This window comes from Roseomonas chloroacetimidivorans (assembly GCF_049629625.1).
In the GTDB taxonomy this organism is placed as follows: domain Bacteria; phylum Pseudomonadota; class Alphaproteobacteria; order Acetobacterales; family Acetobacteraceae; genus Roseomonas; species Roseomonas chloroacetimidivorans.
Genome location: NZ_JBNBZS010000004.1, coordinates 91,458 through 117,030, shown reverse-complemented (window position 1 = coordinate 117,030; position 25,573 = coordinate 91,458). Strand labels below are relative to the sequence as shown.

The window sequence follows — 25,573 nt, the reverse complement described above, 5'->3', positions numbered from 1 at the left end:
GAGATTCCCGTTGATGGGCGGCCTCTCTTTCGCCGCGCCCTGGCTGCTGGTCGCGCTCGCTGCCCTGCCTGCCCTGTGGTGGCTGCTGCGGGTCACCCCGCCCACGCCGCGCCGGCAGTCCTTTCCCCCTGCCCGTTTCCTACGCGACCTGCCGGCGGTGGAAGAGACGCCCGCGCGCACGCCCTGGTGGCTACTGCTGATCCGGCTACTGGCTGCCGCGCTGATCGTACTCGGCCTGGCGCGGCCGGTCTGGAACGCGGCACAGGGCGATGCCGCCGAAGCGCCGCTGCTGGTCGTGGTGGATAACGGATGGGCCTCGGCTTCCGACTGGCCGGATCGCATGGCGGTGGCGGGCGCGGCGCTGGACGCTGCCGCCCGCTCCGGCCGGCGCGTGGCGCTGCTAGCCACGGCCCCGGCTGCGACCGGCGAAGCACCCCGCCCCACCGGCTGGATGCCGGCCGAGGAGGCGCGGTCCCGCCTCGCCGCATTGCGCCCGCATCCCTGGGCGCCTGATCGCGCCGCTGCGCTGGCCGCGCTGCAATCCTGGCCTGGCGGCGCCTTCGCCAGCCTCTATGTGACAGACGGGCTGGCGCAGGGCGGCGATGATGGCTCGGCACTGATGAATGCCTTGGCCTCGGCTGGCCCGCTGCAGGTGGCGCGCGGGGCGCCCGGCACCGCCCGCGTACTGACGCCGCCCCGGGCGGAGGCGGACCGCCTCATCCTCAGCCTTCGGCGCGCCCCCGGCGGCCCGGCCGGCGAGACGGGCGTGCTGGCGATGACGCCGGATGGCCGCACCCTCGGTCGCGCCGCCCTGTCCTTCGCCGCCGGCGCCACTGAGACGGAGGGCGCGCTGGACCTGCCGATCGAGATCCGCAACAGCGTCACGCAGCTCGTGCTGGAGGGCGACGCGCCCGGCGCAGCAGGCGTGGTGCTGCTGGATGAGCGCTTCCGCCGTCGCCCCGTGGGCCTGCTCTCGGCACAGGAGGAATCCGCCGACACGCCGCTGACCGGCTCGCTCTACTATCTCGACCGTGCCCTCTCCCCGACCGCCGAAATCCGGCGCGGGACGCTGGAGCAGCTTCTCTCGCGCCGCCTTGCCGTGCTGGTCCTCGCCGACCGCCCGCTGGCGGAAGGGCCGGAGACGGAGGCGGTGACGCGCTTCGTGGAGAATGGCGGGCTGCTGCTTCGCTTCGCTGGCCCGCGCCTGGCGGAGAAAGGCGATGCCCTGCTGCCGGTGCCGCTGCGCGCCGGTGAACGCGCCCTGGGCAGCGCCCTTTCCTGGGAACGTCCGCAGACCCTGGCGCCCTTCCCGGAGGGCAGTCCCTTCGCCGGGCTGAACCCGCCCGCCGAGGTGACGGTCTCCACCCAGGTCCTGGCCGAACCGATCCCGCGGCTGGCAGAACGGAGCTGGGCAAGGCTGAGCGACGGCACGCCACTGGTGACCTTTGAGAACCGTGGTGCCGGGCGGATCGTGCTGTTCCATGTCACCGCCAATGCGGATTGGTCCAACCTGCCGCTCTCGGGCCTCTATATCGACATGCTCCGGCGCATCGTCGCGCTCTCATCCGGCGTGGTGGGCAGCGAGGGTGACGCGCCGCTCGCGCCGATCGAGACGCTGGACGGCTTCGGCCGCCTCGGCGCCCCGCCGCCGGCAGCCGGGCCGATCACGGCGGCGCAGCTCGACGCGACCCGCCCCGGCCCGCGCCATCCACCGGGCTGGTACGGCACGCCCGGCGAGGGCGGGGAGCGGCGGGCGCTGAACCTTTCCGCGCATCTTCCCGAATTGCGCGCCGCGGCGCCGACGCCTGCCGGTGCGCGGGAGACGCGGATCGGCGGCGTGCCAGCCGAGCGCGATCTCGGCCCCTGGCTTCTGGCCGCGGCGCTGGTGCTGCTGGCGGCGGACCTACTGCTCTCGCTGCAAAGCCGTGGCCTCGGGCTGCGGGCACGGGCGGCTGCGGTGGCGCTCCTTCTTCTGGTGCCGGGCGCTGCCTCCGCGCAGCAGGGGCAGCCGGAGGGCGCGGCGGCGCTTTCCACACGCCTCGGCTATGTCATCACGGGCGATACGCAGACCGACGAGGTATCGCGCCAGGGGCTGGTGGGCCTGTCCGAATATGTGAACCGCCGCACCGCCGCCGCCCTGGCCGAGCCTGTCGCGCTGCGCCCCGGGACGGATGATCTTTCCTTCTACCCGCTGCTCTACTGGGTGGTGCTGCCGGACGCGCCCGCACCGGATCCCGCCGCCGTGGAGGCGCTGAACACCTTCATGCGCAATGGCGGCATCATTCTCTTCGACACGAGGAACGAAGGTTCCGGCGAGGGCGTGTCGCTGGGTGCCGATGCGGCGCTGCGGCGGCTGACACGGAACCTGCAGGTGCCGCCGCTGGCCCCGGTGCCGGAAGAGCATGTGCTGAAGCGCGCCTTCTATCTGCTGCACGACCTGCCCGGCCGCTATGCTGGCGGCCCGATCTGGGTGGCGCGCGACACGGACCGGGCGAATGACAGCGTCAGCCCCGTCATCATCGGCGGCCATGACTGGGCCTCGGCCTGGGCCGTCGATGCGCGCGGGAACAACCCCTATGCCGTGATCCCCGGCGGCGCGCGGCAGCGGACGCTGGCCTACCGCTTCGGCGTCAATCTCGTGATCTACGCGCTGACCGGCAACTACAAGGGTGACCAGGTGCATGTGCCGGCCATCCTGGAGCGCCTCGGAAACTGATGGTCCGTTCCCTCACATCCATCGACCTTGCGCCAATCCTGCCGCACTGGCTGCTCATGGCGCTTGCTGTGCTCGCGGTGCTCGCGCTGGTGCCTGCGATCCTGCGGCGGGCACGCGGCGCGTGGTGGCGGGCGCTCGCCTTCCTGCTGATTCTTGGCGCCATCGCCAATCCCCGGCTGGTGCAACAGACGCGGGAGGTGCGGCCCGATATCGCGCTGCTCGCGGTGGATCACAGCGCCTCCACGGAGGTAGCTGGGCGGGAGGCTGCCATCGCCGCAGCCCGCACGGCCATCGAGGCACGCATCGGCCGCCTGCCCGACCTGGAGCTGCGCACCGTGACGGCGGAGGAAGGCGGCAGCCAGGGCACGCGCCTCTTCACGGCCATCGAGCGCGGGCTGGCCGACATCCCCCGTGCGCGGCTGGCAGGCGTCATCGCGCTCAGCGACGGTCAGGTGCATGACGCGCCGAACAACTTCCCCGGTGACGCACCGCTGCACCTGCTTCTGCCGGGCCGCGCGGGCGAGGTGGACCGGCGGTTGCGCGTGATCGAGGCACCCGGCTTCGGCATCGTCGGCAGGGGCGTCGAGCTGCGGGTGATGGTGGAGGATCTCGGCATCCCCGCGGGCAGCCCGCAGCCGCCGGTGCGCCTTTCCATTCGCCGCGACGGCAATGCGCCGCTGACCGAGAGCGTGGTGCCCGGCCGCGAGCACCGCATCGCCGTGCCGATCGAACGCGGCGGCCCGAGCGTGATCGAAATCACCGCCGAGGAACGCTCCGGCGAGGTCAGCACGGTGAACAACAGGGCCATTGTCACCGTGAACGGCGTGCGCGACCGGCTGCGCGTGCTGCTCGTCTCCGGTGAGCCGCATGCGGGCGAGCGCACCTGGCGCCGACTGCTGAAGGCCGATCCGAATGTGGATCTGGTGCATTTCACTATCCTGCGCCCGCCCGAGAAGGACGACCTGACGCCGCTGAACGAGCTGGCGCTGATCGCCTTCCCCGTGCGTGAGCTGTTCCAGCAGAAGCTGCGCGACTTCGACCTGATCGTCTTCGACCGCTTCTCCAACAGGGGCATCCTGCCGCCGCAATATCTCCGCAACATTGCCGAGCATGTGCGCCAGGGTGGTGCGCTGCTGCTATCGGTGGGGCCGGAATTCGCCGGGGCCTCGTCCCTCGCCAGCACGCCACTCGGCGCCGTGCTGCCTGCGCGGCCGGTGCCCGGCAGCCAGCCAGTGCTGGAAGCTCCCTTCCGCGCCCAGGTGAGCGAAACCGGGCTGCGCCATCCCGTGACTGAGGGACTGACCGGCGCCAATGCCAATGCCGCGGCGCAGGCGAGTTGGGGCCGCTGGTATCGCATGCTGCGCGCCGAGCCGCGCAGCGGCGCCAACATCATGAATGGCCCGGACGGCAGTCCCCTGTTGCTGCTCGACCGCGTGGGCGAGGGCCGCGTGGCGCTGCTGCTGTCCGACCAGATCTGGCTCTGGTCCCGCGGCCATGACGGCGGCGGCCCCCAGGCGGAGTTGCTGCGCCGCATCGCCCACTGGCTGATGCGCGAGCCGGAGCTGGAAGAGGAGGATCTGACGGCCACCATCGCCCAGGGGCAGCTGACCGTTACCCGCCACAGCCTTTCGGACACGCCGCCGCCCCAGATTACCGTCACCGCGCCGGACGGCACGGTGTCCCGCCACGCGCCGGAGCGCCGGGAAGGCGGCCGCGCCGTGGTGGCGCTGCCCGCGCCCCAGGCCGGCGTCTGGTCCGCCACCGACGGCACCCGCACCGTCTTCGCCGCCGCTGAGGCCGCCAACCCACCCGAGATCGCCGATCTTCGCGCCGATGCCGGGCGGATGCAGGGCGCGGTCGAGTCCTCCGGCGGCGCGGCCCGCTGGATCGGGGATGGGTCCGCGCTGCCCGATATCCGCCGCGTCTCCATGGGGCGCGACACCAGCGGGCCCGGCTGGATCGGGCTGCTGCGGCGGGAGGACCATACAATAACCGGCATTTCCGCCCTGCCGCTGCTGCCGCCCTGGCTGGCGCTGCTGCTGGTGCTGGGCGTGGCGGTGATCGCGTGGCGGCGGGAGGGGCGATAAGCTTCGGCCTTTTCTCCGGCATCCCACCTGGCGGTTGACCGGCGGCGCTTCTGCGGCGACACGGCGGTGATCGTATCGGGGGAGAACCGTTTTGCGCCTTGTCATCGCCACCGCCGCCGTGCTGGGCCTTACGGCCCCCGCCCTGGCCCAGTCGGGCAATGGGCCGCCATCCGCCCCGACCCGCGATTTCGCCGCGACCTACCGGGAGAGCGGCAGCCGTGGCCGGGAGCTCCGTATGTCCTGGCTGAATGCGGAGGGCATTCTTCGCATCGATACCGCAGGCGGCGCACTGCTGCAGAACACCCGCACCAATCGCACGACCATCCTGATGACCGAGCACCGCATGTTCGTCGAAGGCGCCAGTGACGATGATCGCGGCCCGGGAATCGGCCTGGTCGAGCCCGGCAGCCGCGTAACGCGCAAGGGCACCGACCGGGTGGCCGGGCATAGCTGTACGGTCTGGCGGATCGAGGAACCGAAGGAAGATCCGGAGGACGAGCCAGAGGTGAAGGAGGCCTGCGTCACCGCCGACGGCGTGCCGCTTCGCATGGTGGAGTTCGAGGACGGCAAGCCCGGGGATGCGACCACCGCCACGCAGCTGGACTATGCAAGCCAGGATTCCGCGCGCTTCCGCGTGCCCGCGGATTATCGTCCCTTCGATCCGAAGGCGATGAATCCGCGCCAGTGAGCGCTTTCCGGCCCGGCGGCTGCCGGGCCGGGCGCTTCAGCCTTCCACCCCGCACCAATCCGCGATGAAGGCGGCCATCGAAAGTGTCGTCTTCTTCAGCAGGTCCAGATTGGTGCGCTCGTCGAAACCGTGATTCCCCTCGCCGCCCGGCCCGTAGCAGAGCGCGGGCATGGCGTAGTAGCGGCCGTAATACCGCGTGTCGTTCACGGCGGTGGAGCGGCGCTCCTCCATCTCGGCACCAAAGGCGGCCTGGTGCGCGGCGGCCAGGATGCGCTCCGCCTCACTGCCGGGTTCCAGCACATAGCCATCGGCCTGGAAGCCGTGCCAGGTGATTTCGGGCGGGTTGTTGGAGAGGAAGGCATCGCCGGCCCGCGCCGCCTCCACGGCCTTCTCCACGCCACGCATCACCTCCGCCACCTCCATCGAGGGGGTGAGGCCGATACGGCAGTCCACCTCGCACCAGGACGGCGTGGAGGAAGCCCAATCGCCACCGCGGATGATGCCGGGGTTGAACTTGATCGGGTTCTTCACCATGCCGAAGGAGGGATCGGCCTTCGCCTTCTCGTTCAGCGCCACCGTGTGGTCCTGCAAGGCGCGGATCAGGTGCATGGCGGAGAGGATGGCGTTCGTGCCGGAATCGGCCACCGCGACATGCACGGGCACGCCGCGCACGCGCAGGCGGAACCACAGCGTGCCCGTATGCGCGCGGGTGATGGTGCCCGCCGTGGGCTCGGGGATAAGGCAGGCATCGGCGCGATAGCCGCGCAGCAGGGTGGAGAGCGCGCCATTGCCCGTGCTCTCCTCCTCCGTCACGGTCTGCAGATGGATGTCGCCCTGCGGCGTCAGCCCGGCGTCGCGCAGCGCGTCCATGGCGAAGACCATGGCGGCAACGCCCGCCTTCATGTCGTTCGCGCCGCGGCCATACAGCCAGCCATCCCTGACCACGCCGGCATAGGGCGGGTGCGTCCACATCTCCGCCGGGCCTTCCGGCACCACGTCGATATGCCCCTGAACAATCAGGCTGCGCCCGCCCGCATCCTTCGCGCGCTTCGTCGCGACCACCTGCACGGAACCGGCCGGGTCCACATCGACCATCGGCGCGGCCTTCTCATGTGACTCCAGCGGCACATCGGCCAGGGTGTAGCGATCCACGGAGTAGCCGCGTTGCGCCATCTGCCGCGCGAACCAGTCCTGCAACGGCGCCTCACGCCCGCGCAGGCTGGGGAAGCGGACGAGATCGGAGAGGAAGGCGGTCTGGGCCTCGAAGTTCTTCTCCACCGCGACGCGCAGGCGGTTGAGGATGGCAGGGTCGGGCAAGGCGGCACGTCCTGTTTGGTGGCCCGGGGATGATGGACCACGAAACAGGTGGCAGGAAAGCCGGGCCGGCGGCGCGGCATCCCGTCTGGCAGACCAGCCTCGTGCATGGGTGCCAGCCGGGCACGCCTCCGCTACCTCTCGCAGCAGTGCAGGCCCCCTGCCTCGACACAGGTGCGACGCGGGGGCGAGTATGTCCGCATGAACCCCGCCATCCGTGCCGTCCTGCCCATTCTGGCTGGCACGGCGGTCATGCTCTCCCTCGCCATGGGCATTCGCCAGAGCCTCGGCCTGTTCATGGTGCCGGCGACGCGCGAGCTCGGCGTGGCCGTCGCCGACTTCACCCTCGCCATCGCGGTGCAGAATCTCTCCTGGGGGCTGCTGCAGCCCTTCGCTGGGGCGGCGGCGGTGCGCTGGGGGTTCCGGCCCATGCTGATGCTGGGCGTCACCTCCTATCTCATCGGCCTTGCCGTGATGGCGCTGGCACGGGGCACCACCGGGCTGATGATCGGGCCAGGGCTCCTGATGGGTCTGGCGATGTCCTGCCTCGGCAGCGGGATGGCGATGGCGGTCGCCTCGCGCCCTGTGCCCGCAAGCATGCGCTCCTCGGTGCTCGGGCTGGTTTCGGCGGCGGGGTCCGTGGGGGCGCTGATCACGGCACCGATCGGCCAGATCCTGTCCGAAGGCTGGGGCTGGCGGGCCGGAGTCCTGGGCTTCCTGGCGCTTGCGGCCGCCATGCTGCCAGCGGCCTGGATAGCCGGCCGGGTGGACCGCGTGCCGATGCCCCCGCAGCCGGTCGGCGAGGCGCCGGGCATGGGCGCGGCCCTGTCCCGTGCGCTGAGGCATACGCCCTTCCTCGTTCTGGCGGGGGCCTATTTCGTCTGCGGGCTTCAGCTCATCTTCCTGAGCACGCACCTGCCCTCCTATCTCGATCTCTGTGGCCAGGACCCGATGCTCTCGGCCAAGGCGCTAGGAACGATCGGCGGGTTCAACGTGCTCGGCTCGCTCTTCTTCGGCTGGGCGGGCGGGCGCTGGAACAAGGGACTTCTGGTCGGCAGCCTCTATATCACGCGCTCACTGGTGCTCGGGCTCTACTTCGCCTGGCCGCCCACGGAAGCATCAACGATCATCTTCGCGGCGGTGATCGGCTTCCTCTGGCTCGGGGTGGTGCCGCTCGTCTCCGGCCTGGTGATGGAGATGTTCGGCCTGCGCTTCATGGCGATGATCCAGGGCATCGCCTTCATGTCGCACCAGATCGGCTCCTTCCTCGGCGCCTATGGCGGCGGGGTGCTGTTCGACCTGCGCGGCGACTATGTGCTGGCCTGGCAGCTCGGGGTCGGCATGGGGCTGTTCGCCGGGGCCATCCAGATTGCCTATGCGGTGCGCCCCCCGCGGCCGCCGGCGGTAGACCCGCGGCCCGTCCCGGCCTGACACTTCCCACCGCGTCGCGGATGCGGCCACCGCATGACTGTCGACTCCGCCATGAGTGACGGAGCCGCAAGAGCATGAAGGCCCCGGCTCGGTTGCCTCAAGGCCCGACGACCGTCACCTCCAGCCGCATCTTCGGATGGATCCCGCAGAAGGCCACGTAGCGCCCCGGCTTATCCAATTGCCAGGTCACGGTCTGGCCGGGATCCTGGATGCCGCTGTTCAGGTGCAGGTCGGGCGCGTCGATGCGGATGTTGTGGGAGGTGTTGTCGTCATTGGCGATCTCCAGCACGCCCCCCGCCGTAATCGCCGCGCGCAGCGGCGCGAACTGGCGCCCACGCTGGGACACGTGCGCCCGCGCCACCGGCGCCATGGCGGCGGTGACAGCCGGGGTCGCGGCGGGCGGCGTTGCCATCTCCGGCAGTGGCGCGTCGGGCGGGCTGGTCAGGGTGGCCAGGAAGGCGATCAGGTCCGCGCGCTGCCCGTCATCCAGCGTCAGGCGCCGAGGCAGCTCCGGCGGCAGGGTCGGGCGCTGCACGACGCCGTTCGCATAATGCTCGATCACTGCCTCGATCGTCGGGATCGAGCCGTCATGCATATAGGGCGCGCGGCGCATGACTTCGCGCAGGCTCGGCGTCTTGAAGGCGTGGTTGGTCTGCTCCAGCCCCAGCACGGGGCCGCGGCCCAGATCCGGCGCCGGTCCCTCGGGCAGGCCGATGTCATAGAAAGCGTAGTCGGTGAAGGCCCAGCCCGAATGGCAGTTCGCACATCCGGCGGGGCCGTGGAACAGGGACAACCCGCGCCGCTCCTGCGGAGTCAGCGCCGAATCGTCGCCCTCCACCCAGGCATCGAAACGCGTGCGGGGGGAGATCAGCGTGCGTTCCCAGCTTGCCAGCGCGCGGACAAGGTTCTCGCGCGTCACCGGCTGGGCCTCGCCGGGGAAGGCGGTGCCGAAGGCGGCGCGCCAGCCGGCATCGCCGGCCATCCGCTCGGCCAGCGCGCCCAGCGGCTGGCCCATTTCCTCATGCGCCTCGATCGGTCCCTCGGCCTGCGCCTCCAGCCCCTCGGCGCGGCCATCCCAGAACAGGAAGGGCGCCCAGGCCAGGTTCCAAAGCGTCGGCGCCTTGCGGCGCAGATCCCGCCCGTCATTCCCGCGGGAGAGCTTGCGGCCATCCGTGAAGCCCCGCGCCGGCTCGTGGCAGGTGGCGCAGGACATGGTGCCGGAGGCGGAAAGCGACGGATCGAAGAAGAGCCGCCGGCCAAGCTGTGCCTTCTCGGCGGTGAAGGGGTTCTCCGCGGGCGTGGGCGGCGGCTCGGCGGGGCGGCGATAGGCGGCGCGCAGCGCGGCATCCTCCGCCGCCGATCCGGGATCGGCGGAGCCGGCCGGCGCGATCAGCGCGCCGACGCTGACCGCCGAGAGCAGGAGCAGCGCCCCCGCCAACAGCCCATCCAGAAAGCGCCGCGTCACCGCCAGGCCAGCGCCGCCCGCTCAAGCCGCCCCACGGCCGCGATCACCTCGGCGACGCCCAGCACGGGGCGGGCGGGCGGCTGGGCCGTGGGCCAGACAGGGCGCAGCACTCCCATGGCGGCTTGCAGTTCCGCCCAGTCCTTCTCCCCATCGGGGGCGGCGCGCAGGGCGGCGGCGTGGCGGTTCAGCAGGGCGTCGGCCTCCAGCAGGAAGCCATGGCCGTCCTGATACTCCACGACATTCGCGATGCGGCCATCCTCGATCGCCGCCTCGTACTCGGCGGCTGCGGAGCGCATGGTGCGGGCAGCGACCTCGGCCACGAAGGCGGGCGCGTTCCGCTCCTGTGCGGGAAGGCCGGTGGTCCAGGCGCGGTCCACCGCGGCCAGTGTCTGCCGATAGGCCGCTTCCAGCTCCGGCCCACCCTGCTTGGCGCGCACGCGGGCGGCCAGCGCGTCCAGGTCATCAATGAAGCCGGGGGCGCGGCGCCGCTGCAATTCGGGGCTCAGAGCCTCGTAGATCTCCTCCTTCGGATGAAGGAAGTGGAAGACCGCGTCGTCCCAGGCGCCAGCCCGGGCCAGTTCTATGCCCACGGCCAGGTGGCCACGCACCAGCATCAGTCGCCCAGCGAAGGAAATGTCGGGCGACGCGCTCATCAGGGCGCCGCTCTCACCCCCCTCGCCGCCCTCACCGCCTTCCCCGCCCTGGCCCATCATGGCGCCATGGCCGGCATGGGAGGGAACGGCGGCGGGCGTCTGAGCACCCGGCGCGGCGGGCCGCGCCTCCGAAGCGGGAGCCTGGGCGCCGGCAGGCTGCACGGGCATGCCGGCAAGGGCGAAGGCCCCCACTCCCACCCAGAGCCGCAGCGGACCGAATCGAACCGGACCACTCCCCATCGGTGAACTCTCCTGCCAAGCTGCGAGCGATGATCGTTTGCATCCCCAATGTGCTTCCGCCCGAGACCCTCGGCAAGCTGCGCACTCTGCTGGCCAGCTCCGCCTTCAGCGACGGGGCCGCAACGGCCGGCTGGCACGCCCGCGGCGTGAAGGAGAATGAGCAGGCCGACCCGCTGGACCCTCTGGCGCGGGAGGCTGCCTCCATCGCCGCCGATGCGCTGGAACGCAACGAGGTGTTCCGCGCCGCCATCCTGCCCCGCCGGATGCGTCCCTTCCTCTTCGCCCGCTACGCCCCCGGCAAGACCTATGGCACCCATGTGGATGATGCGCTGATGGGCGGCGGCGCCCCCTCGGACCCGCGCGGGGAGGCGCCGCTACGGGGCGACGTGGCTGTCACCCTCTTCCTCTCCGACCCCGAAACCTATGATGGCGGCGAGCTGGTAATCGAGACGACGGCAGGGGAGATGGCCGTGCGCCTCGGCGCCGGCGAGGCGGTGGCCTATCCCGCCGGCACCCTGCACCGCGTCGCCCCCGTCACGCGCGGAGAGCGCCTGGTCGGGGTAACCTGGGTGCAGAGCCTGGTGCGCGACGCGGCCTGCCGGGACATCCTCTTCGACCTCGACACGGCGCGCAGGGACCTCTTCGCGCGGGAGGGCAAGTCGCGCGCCTTCGACCTGCTGGCGAAATCCCGCGCGGCCCTGCTGCGGCGCTGGGCCGAAACATGAACGGGGTCCTTCCGCCGGCGCATTGTGAACCCAGATTACCATCCATGCGCCACGCCCTGATCCTGCTCCCCCTGCTTGGCCTGGCGGCCTGCGCCAGAGGCCCCACCATTGACGAGCGCCTTTCCAGCTATGTCGGGCGCACGGAGCTTGAGCTGGTGCAGGCGCTGGGCGTGCCGAACCGCAATTACGAAACTGGTGGGCAGAGATTCCTGCAATATGAGGAGCAGCGCACCGTCGCCCTGCCCGGCGGCTACGCCGGTGGGCCGATCGGGCCCTATAGGCGCGGCTATTATGGTGGCTTCGGCTTCGGCCCGACGATCTATGCCCCCGTACAATGCGATGTGACCTTCGCCCTGAGGGACGGGCGCGTGGCCGGCTATGTCTATCGGGGCGAAGGCTGTGCGTGACACCAGCCCTAGGGAAGGCCGTGCCTTCCGGGAGTGGCCCCGGCGGCGCCGCGCGGCTATAGGCAAGGCTATGCGCCGCCTTTCCCTCCTCCTGGCCCTGGCCGGTCCGCTGCTGGCCTCCGTCCTCCTCAGCCCGGAGGTCCGGGCGCAGGGGGTCGGACGCAACGCCCCCATGCCCACCGGCCAGGCGACCCGACCGCCGCCGCCGGCCCTGCCGGGCCTGGCTGGCCGCCGCGCAGTGGAACCCATCCCGCCCGAAACCCCGACCGCCAGCCTCTCGCCGAATGACGCGCTGTTCGACGCCATCAACCGCGGCGACCTCGCCGCGGCCCGGGACGCGATGGGGCGGGGCGCGGATCTGAACGCGCGCAACCAGCTCGGCCTGACCCCGGTGGATGCGGCAGTGGATCAGGGGCGGAACGAGATCGTCTTCTATCTGCTCTCGGCGCGCGGCAGCTCGGGCAGTGGCCCGTCCCAGGCGCCCGCTGAGCCAGCCGCCCCCCTCCCGGCCACGGCCGGACGGCGCGGCCGCGCCGCGGGCGAAAACCTGAACGCCCCCTCCGTCGCCAGCCTGCCCGGGGCCGATGAGCCGCCCCGCGCTGCGGCCACCCGCGAGGCGCCGCGTGGCCGGGCGCCGGGCGCCGCCCCCGCCCTTCCGGCGCGTGCAGTGCTCTTCGCGAATGATGGCGGGTCGCCACGCCCGGAGATTGGCTTCCTCGGCTTTGATGCGGGACGCCCGGCCGGGGCCGAACCGCGGCCGGCGGCGCCTGTGCGGACGCAGTCCTCGGGCCGGCATCGCGCCCGCTGAACGGCTGCCGGCCGCACCAGGCGGCCGGGCCTGGAAGCCCTGCTGCCCGCTTGGCCGCGCCGCCCCGCTCGTGTTACCGCCCTCGCACCCGCGAGGAGAGCGATGCCCCCGCCGCAAGACCTGCCAGCTGAGGAGCCGGGCCCAGAGGCCGGCCCGCTGGTTCTGTTCGACCTGAGTGGGCAGCCCTGCGCCCTGCCGCGCAGCGCCGTGCGGGCGCTGCTGCCACTCCCACGGCTCGATTCCCCACCTGGCCTGCCATCGCCGCTGGCCGGCTTCATGAATCTGGGTGGCACCGCCGTGCCGGTGGTGGAGTTGGCCTTGCTTCTTGGCCTTCCGCGCGGCGAGCCCCATCCCTACCGCCACCTCATCCTGCTCGACCGGCCTGCCGGCGGGCCGGAATCCGCCTTTGCCCTGCTGGTGGACCGGGTGGCGGACGTGTTGCCAGCCGGGTTGCCGCTCCGTCCGCTGGGGGCGGAGCGCTCGCCCGGCGGCATCGTCACTGGCGAGATCGCGACCCCGGTCGGCAGCGCCCACCTACTGGATCCCGCCCGCCTGCTGCTGGCGCAGGAGGCCGCAATTCTCGAAGCGCTCTCTGAGCAAGCACAGCGCCGGCTGGCACAATGGGGCACGGCCGGCGACCTGGCATGACAGCGGCCACTCAGCCGGACGACACCTTCCCCGAACTGAAGCGGCGGATCATCGAGCGCACCGGCCACGCCTATTACGAAGACAAGGACTCCGCGCTCTGGGAACGGGTGCAACGCCGCATCCGCGCCACCGGCACAGGAAACAGCACCGGCTACCTCGCCCTGCTGGGGGAAGGCGAGGCGGAATGGGCCGCCCTCGAATCCGAAATCACCATCGGGGAGACCTTCTTCTTCCGCGATGCCGGCCAGTTCGACGCCTTGCGGGACACAATCCTGCCGAACCTCATCGCTCGCCGGGCGGAGCAGCGGCGGCTGCGCATCTGGTCGGCCGGTTGCTCGACCGGAGCGGAGCCCTATTCCGTCGCGATCCTGCTGCGCCGTCTTCTGGGCGCGGCACATCGGGAATGGAGCATCACCATCCTCGGCACCGATATCAGCGAGGCGGCGTTGGAAGCGGCGCGCCAGGCCCGCTTCAGCCCCTGGGCACTGCGGGGCCTGGGCCCAGCCGAATGCGCGCAGGACTTCCTCTCGCTGGAGAGCGGCCGTGCCTGGCAGCTCCGGCCCGAGCATCGCGGCACGGTGCGCTTCGAACGGCAGAACCTCCTTGGCCTGCTGGATGACAGCCTGCCACTGGGCATGACAGGCTTCGACCTGATCCTCTGCCGGAACGTGCTGATCTATCTCGACCGGGAGGTGGTGCCGCAACTGGTCCGGGCGCTCGGCAGCCGGCTGGCGCCGGATGGCTGGCTTTTGCTGGGCCATTCGGAGCCCGATCCGGCCTTCAACGCCTTCCTGCAGCCCGTAGCCCTGCCGGGAACGACAGCCTGGCGCCCCGCCCTTCCCGTGGAGGCCGGGACCGCGGATCAGCAGGAGGCGCCCCGCACCCCACCCCAAGCAGAGCCAGAGGTGGCGCATCCCTTGGCCGCGCCCGCTCCACCTTTGCCTCGTCCGGCTCCTGCGCCTCGCCCGGTTCCTCCGCGAATCCAGTTGCCTGCGGCGGAAGCGGGACCCGTGGATACGGATGGCCCGGGCGCCCTGCTGAACCGTGCCCGCGCTCAAGCGGATTCCGGCGCACTTCATGATGCACGGGAGACGCTTCGGGAGGGGCTTCGGGCCTATCCGACGATCGCCGCATTGCACCTGCTGGACGGGCTCATCGCACGCGCATTGGACGACACGGCGGCAGCGGAAGCCGCGCTGCGGCGCGCCCTCTACCTCGACAAGGGCTTCGTGGCGGCGCACTACCAACTCGGCCTGCTGCTGCTTGACCGGGGGGCGACGGAAGCTGGGCGGCGCAGCATCGCCAATGCGGCGCGGCTGGCCCGCGCCCTGCCCGGAGGAACGGTGCTGGAGGAGGGCGATGGGATGACAGCGGAAACCCTGCTCGGCCTCGCGCGGTATCATCTGTCCGGACGGGACAGGGCCGCGCGATGACCCAGCGCCCCCTGCCCGCTCCCGAAATCCTGGGCGACCTCGGCGAAGCACGTGTTGCGCGGCTGCTGGATGAGCGTGCCGAACGGCTCGCCCGCCGCGGTGCCGCGCCCCAGGCCGCGGCAGCGGCGCCCGTCCTGGTGCTGGCGGTCGGCGCGGAACGCTTTGGGCTGGACCTGCGCCATGTGGCCGAGGTGCTGCCGGTCGCTCCGCCCACTCCCTTGCCAGGCAGCCCGCCTGCGGTGCTCGGTCTGCGCGCCCGCGGCGGCCGGCTGCATACTGTGCTGGATCTCGCCACCCTGCTCGGGATCATCCCCGACAGGTCGGAGGCCAGTGCCGGGGGACATGACGTGCTGCTGCGGCCAGGGCCGCGCGCCGCCGGGACCACCGGGAACCGTCGCTTCGCCCTGCGGGTGGGACGTGCCCTCGCGGCCCAGGCGCCCCTTCCCTTACCGCCGGAGCATGCCCCCCCGAGCACCAGCGGCGCCGTGGCCTTCCACGCGCGGCTACAAAGCCCGGCCTCGCACAGCCCCGGCCTGGCCGTGGCAGAGGCGCTTGGCGCCTTGCCCGGGGCAGAGGCACTTCGCGCCTCGCCTGAGGCAGAGACCGAGACAGAGACGATCCTCGCCGTGCTCGACCTCGACCGGCTTCTGCGGCCCTTTGCCGCCTCCTCCTCTCCCGCACCCGGAGCCTGACCCGCGTGTCCATTACCAATCGAGCCCTGCTGGGCTTCGTGACGCTGACGCTGCTCACCATCGGCCTCGGCCTCTGGAGCCTCGAGCAGTTCGAGACGGTGCGCTCCTCCAGCCGCCTCGTCATTACCCGCGACGGCACCGTCACGCGCCAGGTCGCGGAACTCCGGGAAGCGCTTGTCGAGATGCGCGACGCGCGGCAGCGCATCATGGTGGCCTTCCTGGGCCGCCACGCCCTGCCCGGCGCGCCGGCCGGGCCCGATTTCCTGACGGACTGGCAACGGGCAAACAGTCATACCTCGGCGGCCCTGAGCCAGGCCCTCAGCGCCGCACAGACCCTGTCCGGCCAGGCGCTCTCGGATGACCGGCGGGAGGCGTGGGCCCGCGTCATTACCGGGTTGAACGAAGTTTCCGCCATGCTCTCCCGCTATCGCGACCGGGTGGAGTCGAAGCTTCGTCTGCTCCAGGCCAACGATGTAGCCGGCGTGATCGCTGCCGATCCGGCGGCCATCAATAGCGCCTCCGAGGTGGATCAGGCGATGGAGCGCGTGGACGCGGCGACAGCGCATCTTTCAGCGCTTGGCCAGCAGCGCATCGAAGAGATTACCGATCGCGCGCGCACGCTCATCCTGGCTGGCGCCGGGGCCGGTGCCCTCATCGCCGTCCTCGTCTCCTTCCTTATCCGCCGGGCCATTGCGCGGCCGGTGGAGACACTGATGGAATTCGTGCAGCGGATCGGCCGCGGAGACCTGTCGGGCGCCCAGGCGCGCGAGGGCAGTGACGAGATGGGTAGGCTCGGCGAGACCCTGAACGCCATGGTCGCGGGGCTGCGAGACCTGGCCAGCCAGAGCCGCGAAGCGACACAGCAACTGGACGCGGCGGTCGCGGAGATCCGCGCCAGCACGCAGGAGCAGGCTGCCAGCGTGGAGGAGCAGCTTGCCGCCGTGCAGGAAACGGCCGCGACGGTGGATGAGATCACCCATTCCGGCGCCCAGATCGGCAAGCGCGCGCAGGAGGTGATCGCCGCCGCCCAGGCCACCGTCCGCACCAGCGACAACGGGCTGCGTGCCGTGGAGGAGACGGTGCGCGCCATGGACAACATCCGCGAGCAGGCGGAGCGCGTTGCCGAGAACATCGTGGCGCTGAGCGAGAAGACCGCCGCGATCGGGGAGATCACCGCGACGGTGAACGACATCTCCGAGCGCAGCCACCTGCTGGCGCTGAACGCGGCCATCGAGGCGGCGGCGGCTGGTGAGGCCGGGCGCAGCTTCTCTGTCGTGGCGGCCGAGCTGAAGTCCCTGGCCGACCAGGCGAAGGAAGCGACAGGGCAGGTGCGGGCCATCCTTGGCGACATCCAGCGCGGCATCAATTCCTCGGTGATGCTGACGGAGGAAGCGGTGAAGCGTGCCACCACCGGCCGCGAGCGCAGCACCACCAGCCACGCGACGATCCACGAGATTACCGCCCGCATGCAGGAGGCCGTGCAGACCTTCCAGCAGATCGTCGCCAGCACGAACCAGCAGCAGCTCGGCATCGAGCAGGTGATGGGCGCCCTGACCAATATCCGGCAGGCCAGCCAGCAGACCGCCTCTGGCACGCGGCAGCTTGATCAGGCAGCCGCGAACATGGCCGGGCTGAGCCAGGGGCTCGTGCGGATCGTCGAGCGCTACCGGATCTAGGCCTCGGGACGTAGAGGTTTCCCGTGTCCGACTTCCGCGCGGAACTGCTGGCGGCCTTCGCCGCCGAGCACCGTGAGCACCTCGCCGCCATTCGCGAAGCCCTCTCGGCCGAGGACGGGGCGGGCGCGGTGGCGCTCGAGCCGCCGGCGCTGCGGGAGGTGTTCCGCCGCGCTCATTCCTTGAAGGGCGCCGCCCGTGCCGTGGACCTGCCGGCGCTGGAAGCGGTGGCCCACCGGCTTGAGACGCTGCTGGCGCAGGAGACGGAGCAGGCCGGGGGCGGCGCGGCCCATCTGGCGCCGCCGCTGGTCGCCTTGCTGCACCGGGGGCTGGATGCGATCGAGTCCCAGGCGATGGCCATGGCGGAGGGCGCGCAGCCCCCGCCGGTGGAGCCGGTCCTGGCGGCGCTCGATGCCGCGGTCGCCGGAAAGCCTGCCGAGCCATCACCGGCCCGCGCGGCACCGTCCGGGCCCTCCTCCGTAGAACCTTCCGTGCCGGCCCGGCCTGCGGCGCCGGCCGAGCCCGCCCCCCTGGCCGAGGGCTATCTGCGGGTGGAGGCCGGCCGCGTGGAGCGGCTCTCCGCCGCCATGTACGGGCTGAAGGCGCTGATCCAGCGCCATGATTCCACCGCGGCCGGGTTGCGCGAGCTGGAGGCGGAGCTGCGGTCCCTGCGGCGCGGCTGGGAAGGCCTGCGCGGCGTGCTGGCAGCCGATCCGCCCCTCGCACCCCGGTTGCGCGGCTTCGAGGCGGCGCTGGGCGAGGTTGTGCGCCGGACGTCCGGCCTCTCCCGGCAGGCGCGCGCAGCCGAGGACGCGCTGGATCGCGCAGCACTGGCCCTGCGGGAGGAAGTGGAAGCGATTGCCCTGGTGCCCGCCGGCACAGTGCTCGGCCCCCTTGCCGCCGCCGCCCGGGAGATGGCGCGGGAAGCCGGACGCGAGGTGACCGTGCGAACCGAGGGGATGGAAACCCAGGCCGAGCGCCGCGTGCTGCAGGCGCTGAAGGATCCGGTGCTGCACCTGTTGCGCAACGCGCTGGGCCATGGCGCGCCCCGGGACGAAAGGCGCGCGGAGATCGGATTGCGCGTGGCGGCGAATGGCGGCGGGCTGACGATCACCGTCTGGGACAACGGACCAGGGCCGGACCTCGCTGCCATCGAGGCCACAGCCACCCGCCAGGGCCTGCTACAGGCCCGCCCACCCGGCAACGCGCCCCTTCCGGCGGAAATGCTGCTCGCCCTGGTCTTCGAACCGGGCTTCTCCACGGCAACGGCGGTGGACAGCCTGTCGGGCCGCGGCATGGGGCTGTCGGTGGTGGCGGAGACAGCGCGGGCGCTGCATGGCGCCGCCGCCTTGCGCCCGCGCGCCGAGGGCGGGGCGGAGGTGGTGATCGCATTGCCGCCCTCCACCGGACGGCAGATTCTCTTGTTGGTGGAGACCGGGGGGCAGGTGTTCGGCCTGCCCGGCGGGGGCGGGCTGGTCACGGTGGGGCCGCTCCTGCGGCTGAACCCGGCGAGCCTGACCACCGCCGAGGGCCGGCCGGTCGCACGGCTGCCTTTGGGCGGGGACGAAGCGCTGGTGCCCTTGGTGCCACTCGCGCCCCTGCTGGGGCAGATGGAGGAGCCCCCGCCGGACGGACCGGTTCCGGCGGTTTTGCTGACCCGCGGCACGGCGCGGCTGGCGCTCTCCGTCTCTGCCCTGCGCGACGCCCGCAGCCTGGTGGTGACGGAGCTGGACGCCCCAGGGCTCGATACCGCGCTCGTCTCCGGTGCCGCCCTGCTGGAGGGGGAGGCGGTGGCACTGGTCCTGCGCCCGGACGGGCTGCTGGATCGGGGCTTGCGGGAAGCGGCACGGCCCGGCGCCTACGCCGCCCCGCCGCCCCGCCCTGCACCAGAGCGGCAACGCCATGTGCTGGTGGTGGACGATTCCATCACGACCCGCACGCTGGAGCGCAGCATCCTGGAGGCGGGCGGCTACCGGGTGACCCTGGCCGTGGACGGGGTGGACGCCCTCAACTCTCTGCGCGAGCCCGGTGCATCGGTTGACCTTATCCTCGCCGACGTCGAAATGCCCCGCATGGACGGGTTCGGTTTGCTGGAGGCGGTCAGGGCCGACCCTCATCTCGCGGGGATTCCGGTGTTGCTGATGACTTCCCGCGACAGCCCAGGCGATGTGCAGCGCGGCATGGAGCTGGGCGCAACCGCCTATCTGACGAAGCAGGCCTTCGACCAGCAGACGTTGCTGGCGACCATCGGCCAACTGATCTGAGTTCCCCTGTCTTGAACACACCCGTGCGCGTGATGATCGTCGAGGACAGCACGGTGGTGCGCCAACTTCTGGCGCATATCGTCTCGCGCGATTCCCGGCTTGAGCTGGCCGCCGCCGTTCCCTCGGCCGAGGAGGCCCTGGCCGAGCTGGGACGGGTGCGGCCCGACGTGATCTCCATGGATATCCGCCTGCCCGGGATGGATGGGCTGGAGGCGACGCGTCGCATCATGGCCGAGCACCCCACCCCCATCGTGGTGATTGCCGATGCGGTGGAGGAACAGGGGCTCCGGATCTCGATGAATGCGCTGCGGGCCGGAGCGCTCACCGTGGTCGAAAAGCCGCTCGGCCCCACCCGCGAGGGCTGGGAGCAGGTGGCGGAGGCCATATGCACCCAGCTCTACATCATGAGCCAGGTGCCGGTGATCCGGCGGCGCGCGCCGCGTTTTCCCGCTCCGCCGGAGCCGGTGCGGCGCGTCGAGCCACCCCTTATCCGTGCCCGGCCCAGCCTGGTGGGCATCGCCGCCTCTACCGGCGGCCCGCCGGCCCTGGCCCGCGTGCTGGGCGCCCTGCCGGCCGACTTTCCCGTGCCTGTGCTGGTCGTGCAGCATATGGGCGCCCCGTTCCTGGAGGGCTTCGCGGCCTGGCTGGATGGGCTGGTGGAGCCGCGGGTGGTGATGGCGGAACACCTGGCACTGCCCCGGCCCGGCCATGTGTATGTCGCACCGGGAAACCGGCATCTCGGAGTGGCCGCAGGCGGGCTGATGCAGGTGAGCGAAACGCCGCCGGTGGGTGGCCAGCGTCCCGCGGCCGATGTGCTGTTCCAGTCCATGGCACAGACCCTCGGCCCCCGCGGCATGGGAATCGTCCTCACCGGCATGGGCGAGGATGGCGCGCGAGGACTGACTGCCCTACGGAACGCCGGAGGGCTGACCCTTGCTGAGGACGAGACGAGCGCGATCGTCTATGGCATGCCTGCGGCAGCGGCCCGGCTGGGCGGGGTTTCGGCCTCACTACCGCTGGACCTGATCGGACCACGCCTCCTGAAGGCGGTGATGACGGAGCAGGGGTGAACACGGAAACGGCATCGCGGCCAGAGGCGGTGAGCGAAGCGCCCCGCATTCTGCTCGTCGAGGATTCCGAGACCCAGGCCCTCCAGCTCCGCCGGATGCTGGAGACGGAAGGCTTTGCCGTCTCCCGGGCCGCGACGGCCGAGGCCGCCCTGGAGCAGTTGAACGGCCCCCTTCCCGCCCTGGTGATCGCCGACTACCACCTGCCCGGGATGAACGGGGACGAGTTGGTCCGCCGGATCCGCCTGAATGTCCGGGCCCGGGCCCTGCCTGTGCTGATGCTGACAGGGTCCCAGGGCGACGCCCATGGCGACCTGGAACGGCAGGGGCTCGAGAGCGGCGCCGACGCCTATGCGCCCAAATCGGCCGGGCGAGAATTGATCCTGCTGCGCATGCGCGCGCTGCTCCGGCGCAGTGTGGGCGATGTGGATTCGATGCCGGATTCACCGGGCACGGAGTTTCGCCGGGCCCGGCTGCTGCTTGTGGATGACAGCCCCACGCACCGGTTGTGGCTCTCCTCCCTGCTGGCCGGGGATGGCGACAGCGTGGAAGCGGTGAGCACGGCCGAGGCGGATACCGCGGCATCCCGGCCTGATGAATCCTGGGACGGAATCCTTCTGAACCTGGCTGGACTGGGGGAGGACGGGCTGGCGCTGTGCCGCCGGCTGGACGCGATCCGGTCCGCTGGCACAAGCATCGGCGGGGGCTTCCGCATCGTTGCGCTGGAGGGTGCGCGCGCCGCTCCGATCGCCGCTTTTGAGGCGGGCGCGGACGACGTGTTGCCCGCCGAGGCTGGGGCGGAGGCCATCCGCCTGCGCGTGCGCGCCCTGGTCCGCCGCAAGCTGCTGCGCGAGGAAAACCGGCGTATCGAGAACGCAATGCGCGAGCGGCTGCGGGAGGTTGAGCGCGCCCGGGCCGAAGCTGCTTCCGCCGAAGCCCGCGCCGCCCTGGCCGGCGCGCTGGAGCGGGCCAATACCGAGCTGGAATCCACGAACCGCGCCCTGCGCGACACCCAGGGCAAGCTGGTGCAGGCCGCCAAGATGGCTTCCCTGGGCGAGCTGGTGGCGGGGATCGCCCATGAGATTAACAATCCGCTGGCCTTTATCCTGGCGCATCAGGGCACCGTGACCCGCCTGCTCGGCCAGGTGGCCGCGCGCGTAACTGAAGATAGCGAGGCGGCGCGGGCGGTGGAAAAGGCCAGGCTGCGCGCGGAATCAATGACGATCGGCCTGCGCCGCATCCAGGAACTCGTGCAGAATCTCAGGAAATTCTCCCGGCTTGAGGAGGCGGGCGCGCAGGAGGTGGATGTGCCGGAGGCCATCAGCACCGTATTGGTCCTGCTGACGCACAAGCTGTCCGACCGTATCCTGGTGGAACGTGACCTTACCGCGCCGCGGGTGCTGCGTTGCTCGCCCGCCCTGCTGAACCAAGTGGTGATGAACATTATCGGCAACGCGGCGGATGCGATCGATGGGGAGGGCCGTATTCGCGTCGCGACGCGGGTAGAGGACGGGAACTACGTGATCGCGATCTCCGATACCGGCCCGGGCGTGCCCGAGGGGATCCGCGCCCGCATTTTTGAGCCCTTCTTCACCACCAAGCCGGTCGGCTCCGGCACCGGGCTGGGCCTATCCATCGCTTATGCGGTGGTGGAAGCGCATCGTGGCAGCATCGTAGTGGACGATGCGCAATGGGAAGACGGGCGCAGCGGCGCCCGTTTCACCATTCGCGTCCCGGTGGAGGCCGCGGCGTGAGCGAGGAAAGACAGGCCGGGCGGGCAACCATCCTTCTCGTGGATGACGAGGCGGAGATCCTGACGGCGCTGACCGACCTGCTGGAGGAGGAGTTCGAAGTCGTCTCCACCACCCGGCCGGAGCGGGCGTTGGAGATGCTGGCGGGAGGGCTGCACCCCGCTGTCATCCTCTCCGACCAACGCATGCCCGGCCTGACGGGCGATGCCTTCCTGGAGCGCGCGCGGGCCCATTCGGATGCCGAGGCGCTGCTGCTGACCGGCTATGCCGAGTTGGACGCGGTGGTGGGGGCACTGAATCGCGGCCGCATCGCCGGCTATGCCGCCAAGCCATGGGAGCCAGCCGGGCTCGTGGCCATGATCACCGCCGCCCGGGACCGCTACGAGCTGCGCCAGGCCCTGGCGACGGAACGCGCCCTGTTGCGCGGCCTGCTGGACAACCTGCCCGACCAGCTCTCCTTCAAGGATTCCGCCGGGCGTTTCCTCCGCCTGAACGCGGCGAAGGCCGCCAGCCTCGGTGCCACGATCGATTCCTGCCTCGGCCGTCAGGAGGCGGATTTCCTTCCGCCGGAGGAGGCCGAGCGCCTCGCCCGGACCGAACGGGCGGCCCTGACGGAGGGCGCCGTCTCGGAGGTGGTGGAGCAGCACGGTGCCGAGGGTGCGACGCGATGGCTGCAGGTCAGCCGGGTTCCCCTGCAGGACGGCATGCTCGTTACCATTGGGCGGGACGTGACGGAGGCGCGCCAGATGGAGGCACGGCTGCGTCAGGCCGACAAGATGCAGGCCCTGGGCACCATGGCCGGCGGCATCGCGCATGACTTCAACAACCTGCTCACTGCCATCCTCGGCAGCCTGCACCTTGCCGGGCGGCGGGTGCGGGAACAGCCGGACCTTCAGCGCCTGCTGCGGAACGCCACCCTGGCGGCGGAACGCGGCTCGGCGCTGACGCGGCGCCTGCTCTCCTTCTCTCGCCAGAACGACCTGGCGCTGCGAAGCGTCTCCGTGAACCAGCTGATCCTCGGCATGGGCGACCTGCTGTCCCGCACCCTGGGCGGCACGGTGGAGGTGAAGCGGACGCTTTCGGCCGCCCCCGATACTGCACGAGTGGACCCGGAGCAGCTCGAACTCGCCGTCCTCAACCTCTGCATCAATGCACGGGACGCCATGCCGGGCGGCGGGACCATCACCCTGGCCACTGAGGCCGTGACGCTGGCGGCGGATCAGGTGCCCGAGCTGCCAGCCGGAGCCTATGTCTGCGTTTCCGTCACCGACACCGGCACGGGCATGACGCCCGAGGTGCTGGCGCGCGTCTTCGAGCCGTTCTTCACCACCAAGGAGATCGGCAAAGGCACGGGGCTGGGCCTGCCCATGGTCTATGGGCTGGTGCGCCAGTCCGGCGGCGGCATCACGATCGACAGCACACCGGGCAAGGGCACGTCTGTCATTCTCTACCTGCCTGTCAGCCTGGTGGAGACGGATGGACAGAACGATGCGGAGCGCGACGCGCCGGCCTCGCAGCAGCCCGTGCGCGTGCTGGTGGTGGATGACGACGACACGGTGCGCGAGGTAACGGCTGGCTTCCTGATCGATCTCGGCCATGAGACGGTGGAGGCCGAGGATGGTGAGGCCGCGCTGCGTGTGCTGGAGCGGGATCCCTCCGTGCGCCTGATGGTGGCGGATTTCGCCATGCCCCGGATGACGGGGGCAGAACTGTCCGAGCGCGCTCGTGCGATGCGCCCGGATCTACCGATCCTCCTCGTCACCGGCTATGCGGAGCTGGCCAAGCTGGCGGCCAACATCCCCGTTCTGCACAAGCCCTACCGCCAGAGGGATCTGGCGGAGCATATCGCGCTGCTGCTGGGCGTGGAGACAGCTGGATAGCCAAGCCTGGCGGCGGGGTTCACAGGCCCGGCAGGCGGTCCTGCCCGGCGGATTCCGCCAAGGTAGCGCCGGCGAGCGCGGCAATTTCCCGCAGCGCCGCAAGGGTGAGCGGCACCTGGGTTATGGCCCCATCGGCGCCATGCAGGTGCAACGAGACGCCGGCTGGTCCTTCCAGGATAGCGGCGGAATGGATCGGGCACAGCGCACGGGGCCGGGCCGGCGGGGCGATCGGCGTGACCATCGGGTTAGCCTCCTTTTGAGGGGATGCCGGATTCTCCGGCGCCGTCAGCCTTCCGCTGTGTCGGTGAAAGAAAGGTGAAAGCACCCTTTTTCCCTTGATGCCGCGTTGCCACAGCCAGGCCCGGAGGGGGCTCTCGGAATCGCGATCCCCGCTAGGCAGCCGGCCTGGGGAGGGTTATTGCGGAAGCGAACGCCCGCGTTCGACGGGCCGCCCAAGGGAGTCCGAACATCCGATGAACCGACGCCGTTTCGTTGCGGGCGCGCCACTGGCCGCCGCAGCAGCCACCACTCTGGCCGCCCCGGCCCTGGCCCAGGCCGCGCCGGAGTTGCGCTGGCGTTGCGCCTCCTCCTTCCCCAAGAGCCTGGATACGATCTATGGCGCGGGGGAGATCGTAGCGAAGCGCGTCGCCGCCCTGACCGACGGCAAGTTCCAGATCCGGGTCTTCGCGGCCGGGGAGATCGTGCCGGCCTTCGGAACGGTGGACGCGGTGCAACAGGGCAATATCGAGTGCGCCCACACGGCGTCCTATTACTTCACCGGCAAGGACCCGACCTTCGCCTTCGACGGCACGGTCCCGTTCGGCATGAATTTCCGCCAGATGAATGCCTGGCTGAACGCTGGCGGCGGGCATGATGTGCTGCAGGAATTCTTCGCGGGCTACAACATTGTCTCCTTTCAAGCCGGCAACACGGGCGCCCAGATGGGTGGCTGGTTCCGCAAGGAGATCAAGACAGTTCAGGACCTGTCGGGCCTGAAGTTCCGTATCGGCGGCTTCGCAGGCAATGTCGTGCAGAAGCTGGGCGCTGTGCCGCAGCAGATTGCGGGCGGCGACATCTACGCCTCGCTGGAGCGCGGCACCATCGACGCGGCCGAGTGGATCGGGCCCTATGACGACGAGAAGCTCGGCTTCAACCGTGTCGCTCCCTATTACTACTACCCCGGCTGGTGGGAGGGCGCGCTGAACCTGTCGCTCCATGTCAACAAGGCGAAGTATGAGGAGCTGCCCCAGCTCTATAAGGATGCGCTGCAGAGCGCCTGCCGCGATGCCACCATCGAGACGATCGCTAAATACGACGCCCAGAACCCGGCGGCGCTGCGGCGCCTGATTGCCGGAGGCGCGCAGCTCCGCGCCTTCCCGCGCGAGGTGATGCAGGCCTGCTACCGCGCGACCTTCGAACTGTATGACGAGACGGCGGCGGCCAATCCGCGCTTCAAGAAGGTGTATGACCACTTCAAGGCCTTCCGCGACACCCAGCTCCAATGGTTCCGTGTGGCCGAGAATTCATATGACAGCTTCGTGTATCTGATGCAGGCGCAGGAGCAGCAGCAGGCCGCCCAGCCGCGCCGGTAAGGCGCGGCCCCGGCGCCGACGCGCAAAGGACCGGAAACG

The 25,573-nt window shown here is 70.9% G+C and carries 20 protein-coding genes; 16 read left to right on the top strand and 4 right to left on the bottom strand.

Translation table 11 applies throughout. The annotated features are described in order from the left end of the window. Nucleotides 1-13 precede the first annotated feature (13 nt). The 3 genes from ACO1BU_RS04460 to ACO1BU_RS04450 all read left to right on the top strand — a co-directional run bounded on the left by ACO1BU_RS04460 (nucleotide 14) and on the right by ACO1BU_RS04450 (nucleotide 5,491). A complete protein-coding gene (locus tag ACO1BU_RS04460; protein ID WP_424134706.1) occupies nucleotides 14-2,716 on the top strand; it encodes a DUF4159 domain-containing protein in 2,703 nt (900 codons plus the stop codon). Next, nucleotides 2,716-4,803 carry a hypothetical protein gene (locus ACO1BU_RS04455; RefSeq protein WP_424134705.1) on the top strand — a complete coding sequence of 696 codons (2,088 nt, stop codon included), beginning with the start codon at nucleotides 2,716-2,718 and terminating at the stop codon, nucleotides 4,801-4,803. The genes ACO1BU_RS04460 and ACO1BU_RS04455 overlap by 1 nt, the downstream gene beginning before the upstream one ends. 91 nt (nucleotides 4,804-4,894) lie before the next feature. Beyond that, nucleotides 4,895-5,491 (top strand): hypothetical protein, encoded by a 597-nt coding sequence (locus tag ACO1BU_RS04450; RefSeq protein WP_424134704.1) that lies wholly within the window; start codon nucleotides 4,895-4,897, stop codon nucleotides 5,489-5,491. A gap of 36 nt (nucleotides 5,492-5,527) precedes the next feature. Here the strand turns inward: ACO1BU_RS04450 and ACO1BU_RS04445 are convergent, their stop codons facing one another. Further along, entirely contained in the window at nucleotides 5,528-6,808 is a 1,281-nt protein-coding gene (locus tag ACO1BU_RS04445) for an ArgE/DapE family deacylase (RefSeq protein WP_424134703.1), read from the bottom strand. 198 nt (nucleotides 6,809-7,006) lie between these two features. On the opposite strand from ACO1BU_RS04445, the gene ACO1BU_RS04440 reads away from it, so the two are divergent. Further along, nucleotides 7,007-8,236: an MFS transporter gene (locus ACO1BU_RS04440; RefSeq protein WP_424134702.1), complete on the top strand. Its 1,230-nt coding sequence runs from the start codon at nucleotides 7,007-7,009 to the stop codon at nucleotides 8,234-8,236. A 97-nt stretch (nucleotides 8,237-8,333) separates the two neighbouring features. On the opposite strand, the gene ACO1BU_RS04435 is transcribed toward ACO1BU_RS04440, so the two are convergent. Beyond that, entirely contained in the window at nucleotides 8,334-9,701 is a 1,368-nt protein-coding gene (locus tag ACO1BU_RS04435; RefSeq protein ID WP_424134701.1) for a cytochrome c peroxidase, read from the bottom strand. Continuing rightward, on the bottom strand, nucleotides 9,698-10,594 hold the full coding sequence (locus ACO1BU_RS04430; protein ID WP_424134700.1) for a hypothetical protein: 897 nt from the start codon (nucleotides 10,592-10,594) through the stop codon (nucleotides 9,698-9,700). The genes ACO1BU_RS04435 and ACO1BU_RS04430 overlap by 4 nt, the downstream gene beginning before the upstream one ends. Before the next feature lie 29 nt (nucleotides 10,595-10,623). On the opposite strand from ACO1BU_RS04430, the gene ACO1BU_RS04425 reads away from it, so the two are divergent. From ACO1BU_RS04425 to ACO1BU_RS04375, 11 genes are all read left to right on the top strand, one after another. After that, nucleotides 10,624-11,319, top strand: a complete 696-nt coding sequence (locus tag ACO1BU_RS04425; RefSeq protein ID WP_424134699.1) for a Fe2+-dependent dioxygenase — start codon at nucleotides 10,624-10,626, stop codon at nucleotides 11,317-11,319. 44 nt (nucleotides 11,320-11,363) lie between these two features. Continuing rightward, nucleotides 11,364-11,726, top strand: coding sequence for a hypothetical protein (locus tag ACO1BU_RS04420; protein WP_424134698.1), 363 nt, complete (start codon nucleotides 11,364-11,366; stop codon nucleotides 11,724-11,726). Between the two features lie 70 nt (nucleotides 11,727-11,796). Beyond that, the gene (locus ACO1BU_RS04415) at nucleotides 11,797-12,534 is read left to right on the top strand and encodes a hypothetical protein (RefSeq protein ID WP_424134697.1); all 738 of its coding nucleotides are present in this window, start codon (nucleotides 11,797-11,799) and stop codon (nucleotides 12,532-12,534) included. A 102-nt stretch (nucleotides 12,535-12,636) separates the two neighbouring features. Continuing rightward, complete coding sequence (locus tag ACO1BU_RS04410; RefSeq protein ID WP_424134696.1) at nucleotides 12,637-13,182, top strand: chemotaxis protein CheW; 546 nt, start codon at nucleotides 12,637-12,639, stop codon at nucleotides 13,180-13,182. Beyond that, nucleotides 13,179-14,615, top strand: coding sequence for a CheR family methyltransferase (locus ACO1BU_RS04405; RefSeq protein WP_424134695.1), 1,437 nt, complete (start codon nucleotides 13,179-13,181; stop codon nucleotides 14,613-14,615). The genes ACO1BU_RS04410 and ACO1BU_RS04405 overlap by 4 nt, the downstream gene beginning before the upstream one ends. After that, complete coding sequence (locus tag ACO1BU_RS04400) at nucleotides 14,612-15,307, top strand: chemotaxis protein CheW (RefSeq protein ID WP_424134694.1); 696 nt, start codon at nucleotides 14,612-14,614, stop codon at nucleotides 15,305-15,307. Before ACO1BU_RS04405 ends, ACO1BU_RS04400 begins: the two co-directional genes overlap by 4 nt. Nucleotides 15,308-15,312: 5 nt before the next feature. Further along, nucleotides 15,313-16,983, top strand: a complete 1,671-nt coding sequence (locus ACO1BU_RS04395; RefSeq protein WP_424134693.1) for a methyl-accepting chemotaxis protein — start codon at nucleotides 15,313-15,315, stop codon at nucleotides 16,981-16,983. 23 nt (nucleotides 16,984-17,006) lie between these two features. Further along, the gene (locus ACO1BU_RS04390) at nucleotides 17,007-19,244 is read left to right on the top strand and encodes a hybrid sensor histidine kinase/response regulator (RefSeq protein ID WP_424134692.1); all 2,238 of its coding nucleotides are present in this window, start codon (nucleotides 17,007-17,009) and stop codon (nucleotides 19,242-19,244) included. Nucleotides 19,245-19,255: 11 nt separating this feature from the next. Then, the gene (cheB, locus tag ACO1BU_RS04385; RefSeq protein ID WP_424134691.1) at nucleotides 19,256-20,314 is read left to right on the top strand and encodes a chemotaxis-specific protein-glutamate methyltransferase CheB; all 1,059 of its coding nucleotides are present in this window, start codon (nucleotides 19,256-19,258) and stop codon (nucleotides 20,312-20,314) included. Nucleotides 20,315-20,343: 29 nt separating this feature from the next. Continuing rightward, nucleotides 20,344-22,065: an ATP-binding protein gene (locus tag ACO1BU_RS04380; RefSeq protein WP_424134690.1), complete on the top strand. Its 1,722-nt coding sequence runs from the start codon at nucleotides 20,344-20,346 to the stop codon at nucleotides 22,063-22,065. Next, the gene (locus ACO1BU_RS04375; protein ID WP_424134689.1) at nucleotides 22,062-23,942 is read left to right on the top strand and encodes a response regulator; all 1,881 of its coding nucleotides are present in this window, start codon (nucleotides 22,062-22,064) and stop codon (nucleotides 23,940-23,942) included. The genes ACO1BU_RS04380 and ACO1BU_RS04375 overlap by 4 nt, the downstream gene beginning before the upstream one ends. A gap of 19 nt (nucleotides 23,943-23,961) precedes the next feature. Here ACO1BU_RS04375 and ACO1BU_RS04370 read toward each other — a convergent pair whose 3' ends face one another. Further along, nucleotides 23,962-24,183 (bottom strand): hypothetical protein, encoded by a 222-nt coding sequence (locus ACO1BU_RS04370; RefSeq protein ID WP_424134688.1) that lies wholly within the window; start codon nucleotides 24,181-24,183, stop codon nucleotides 23,962-23,964. 232 nt (nucleotides 24,184-24,415) lie between these two features. Here ACO1BU_RS04370 and ACO1BU_RS04365 point away from each other — a divergent pair, with 232 nt between their 5' ends. Continuing rightward, nucleotides 24,416-25,534, top strand: a complete 1,119-nt coding sequence (locus ACO1BU_RS04365; RefSeq protein ID WP_424134687.1) for a TRAP transporter substrate-binding protein — start codon at nucleotides 24,416-24,418, stop codon at nucleotides 25,532-25,534. Nucleotides 25,535-25,573: the final 39 nt, after the last annotated feature.

What these genes read in the sequence shown, in the direction of transcription:
- ACO1BU_RS04460 (WP_424134706.1), top strand. Translation starts at nt 14, where the DNA reads ATGGGCGGCCTCTCTTTCGCCGCGCCCTGGCTGCTGGTCGCGCTCGCT.
- ACO1BU_RS04455 (WP_424134705.1), top strand. Translation starts at nt 2,716, where the DNA reads ATGGTCCGTTCCCTCACATCCATCGACCTTGCGCCAATCCTGCCGCAC.
- ACO1BU_RS04440 (WP_424134702.1), top strand. Translation starts at nt 7,007, where the DNA reads ATGAACCCCGCCATCCGTGCCGTCCTGCCCATTCTGGCTGGCACGGCG.
- ACO1BU_RS04430 (WP_424134700.1), bottom strand. Translation starts at nt 10,594, where the DNA reads ATGGGGAGTGGTCCGGTTCGATTCGGTCCGCTGCGGCTCTGGGTGGGA.
- ACO1BU_RS04425 (WP_424134699.1), top strand. Translation starts at nt 10,624, where the DNA reads ATGATCGTTTGCATCCCCAATGTGCTTCCGCCCGAGACCCTCGGCAAG.
- ACO1BU_RS04420 (WP_424134698.1), top strand. Translation starts at nt 11,364, where the DNA reads ATGCGCCACGCCCTGATCCTGCTCCCCCTGCTTGGCCTGGCGGCCTGC.
- ACO1BU_RS04415 (WP_424134697.1), top strand. Translation starts at nt 11,797, where the DNA reads ATGCGCCGCCTTTCCCTCCTCCTGGCCCTGGCCGGTCCGCTGCTGGCC.
- ACO1BU_RS04410 (WP_424134696.1), top strand. Translation starts at nt 12,637, where the DNA reads ATGCCCCCGCCGCAAGACCTGCCAGCTGAGGAGCCGGGCCCAGAGGCC.
- ACO1BU_RS04405 (WP_424134695.1), top strand. Translation starts at nt 13,179, where the DNA reads ATGACAGCGGCCACTCAGCCGGACGACACCTTCCCCGAACTGAAGCGG.
- ACO1BU_RS04400 (WP_424134694.1), top strand. Translation starts at nt 14,612, where the DNA reads ATGACCCAGCGCCCCCTGCCCGCTCCCGAAATCCTGGGCGACCTCGGC.
- ACO1BU_RS04370 (WP_424134688.1), bottom strand. Translation starts at nt 24,183, where the DNA reads ATGGTCACGCCGATCGCCCCGCCGGCCCGGCCCCGTGCGCTGTGCCCG.
- ACO1BU_RS04365 (WP_424134687.1), top strand. Translation starts at nt 24,416, where the DNA reads ATGAACCGACGCCGTTTCGTTGCGGGCGCGCCACTGGCCGCCGCAGCA.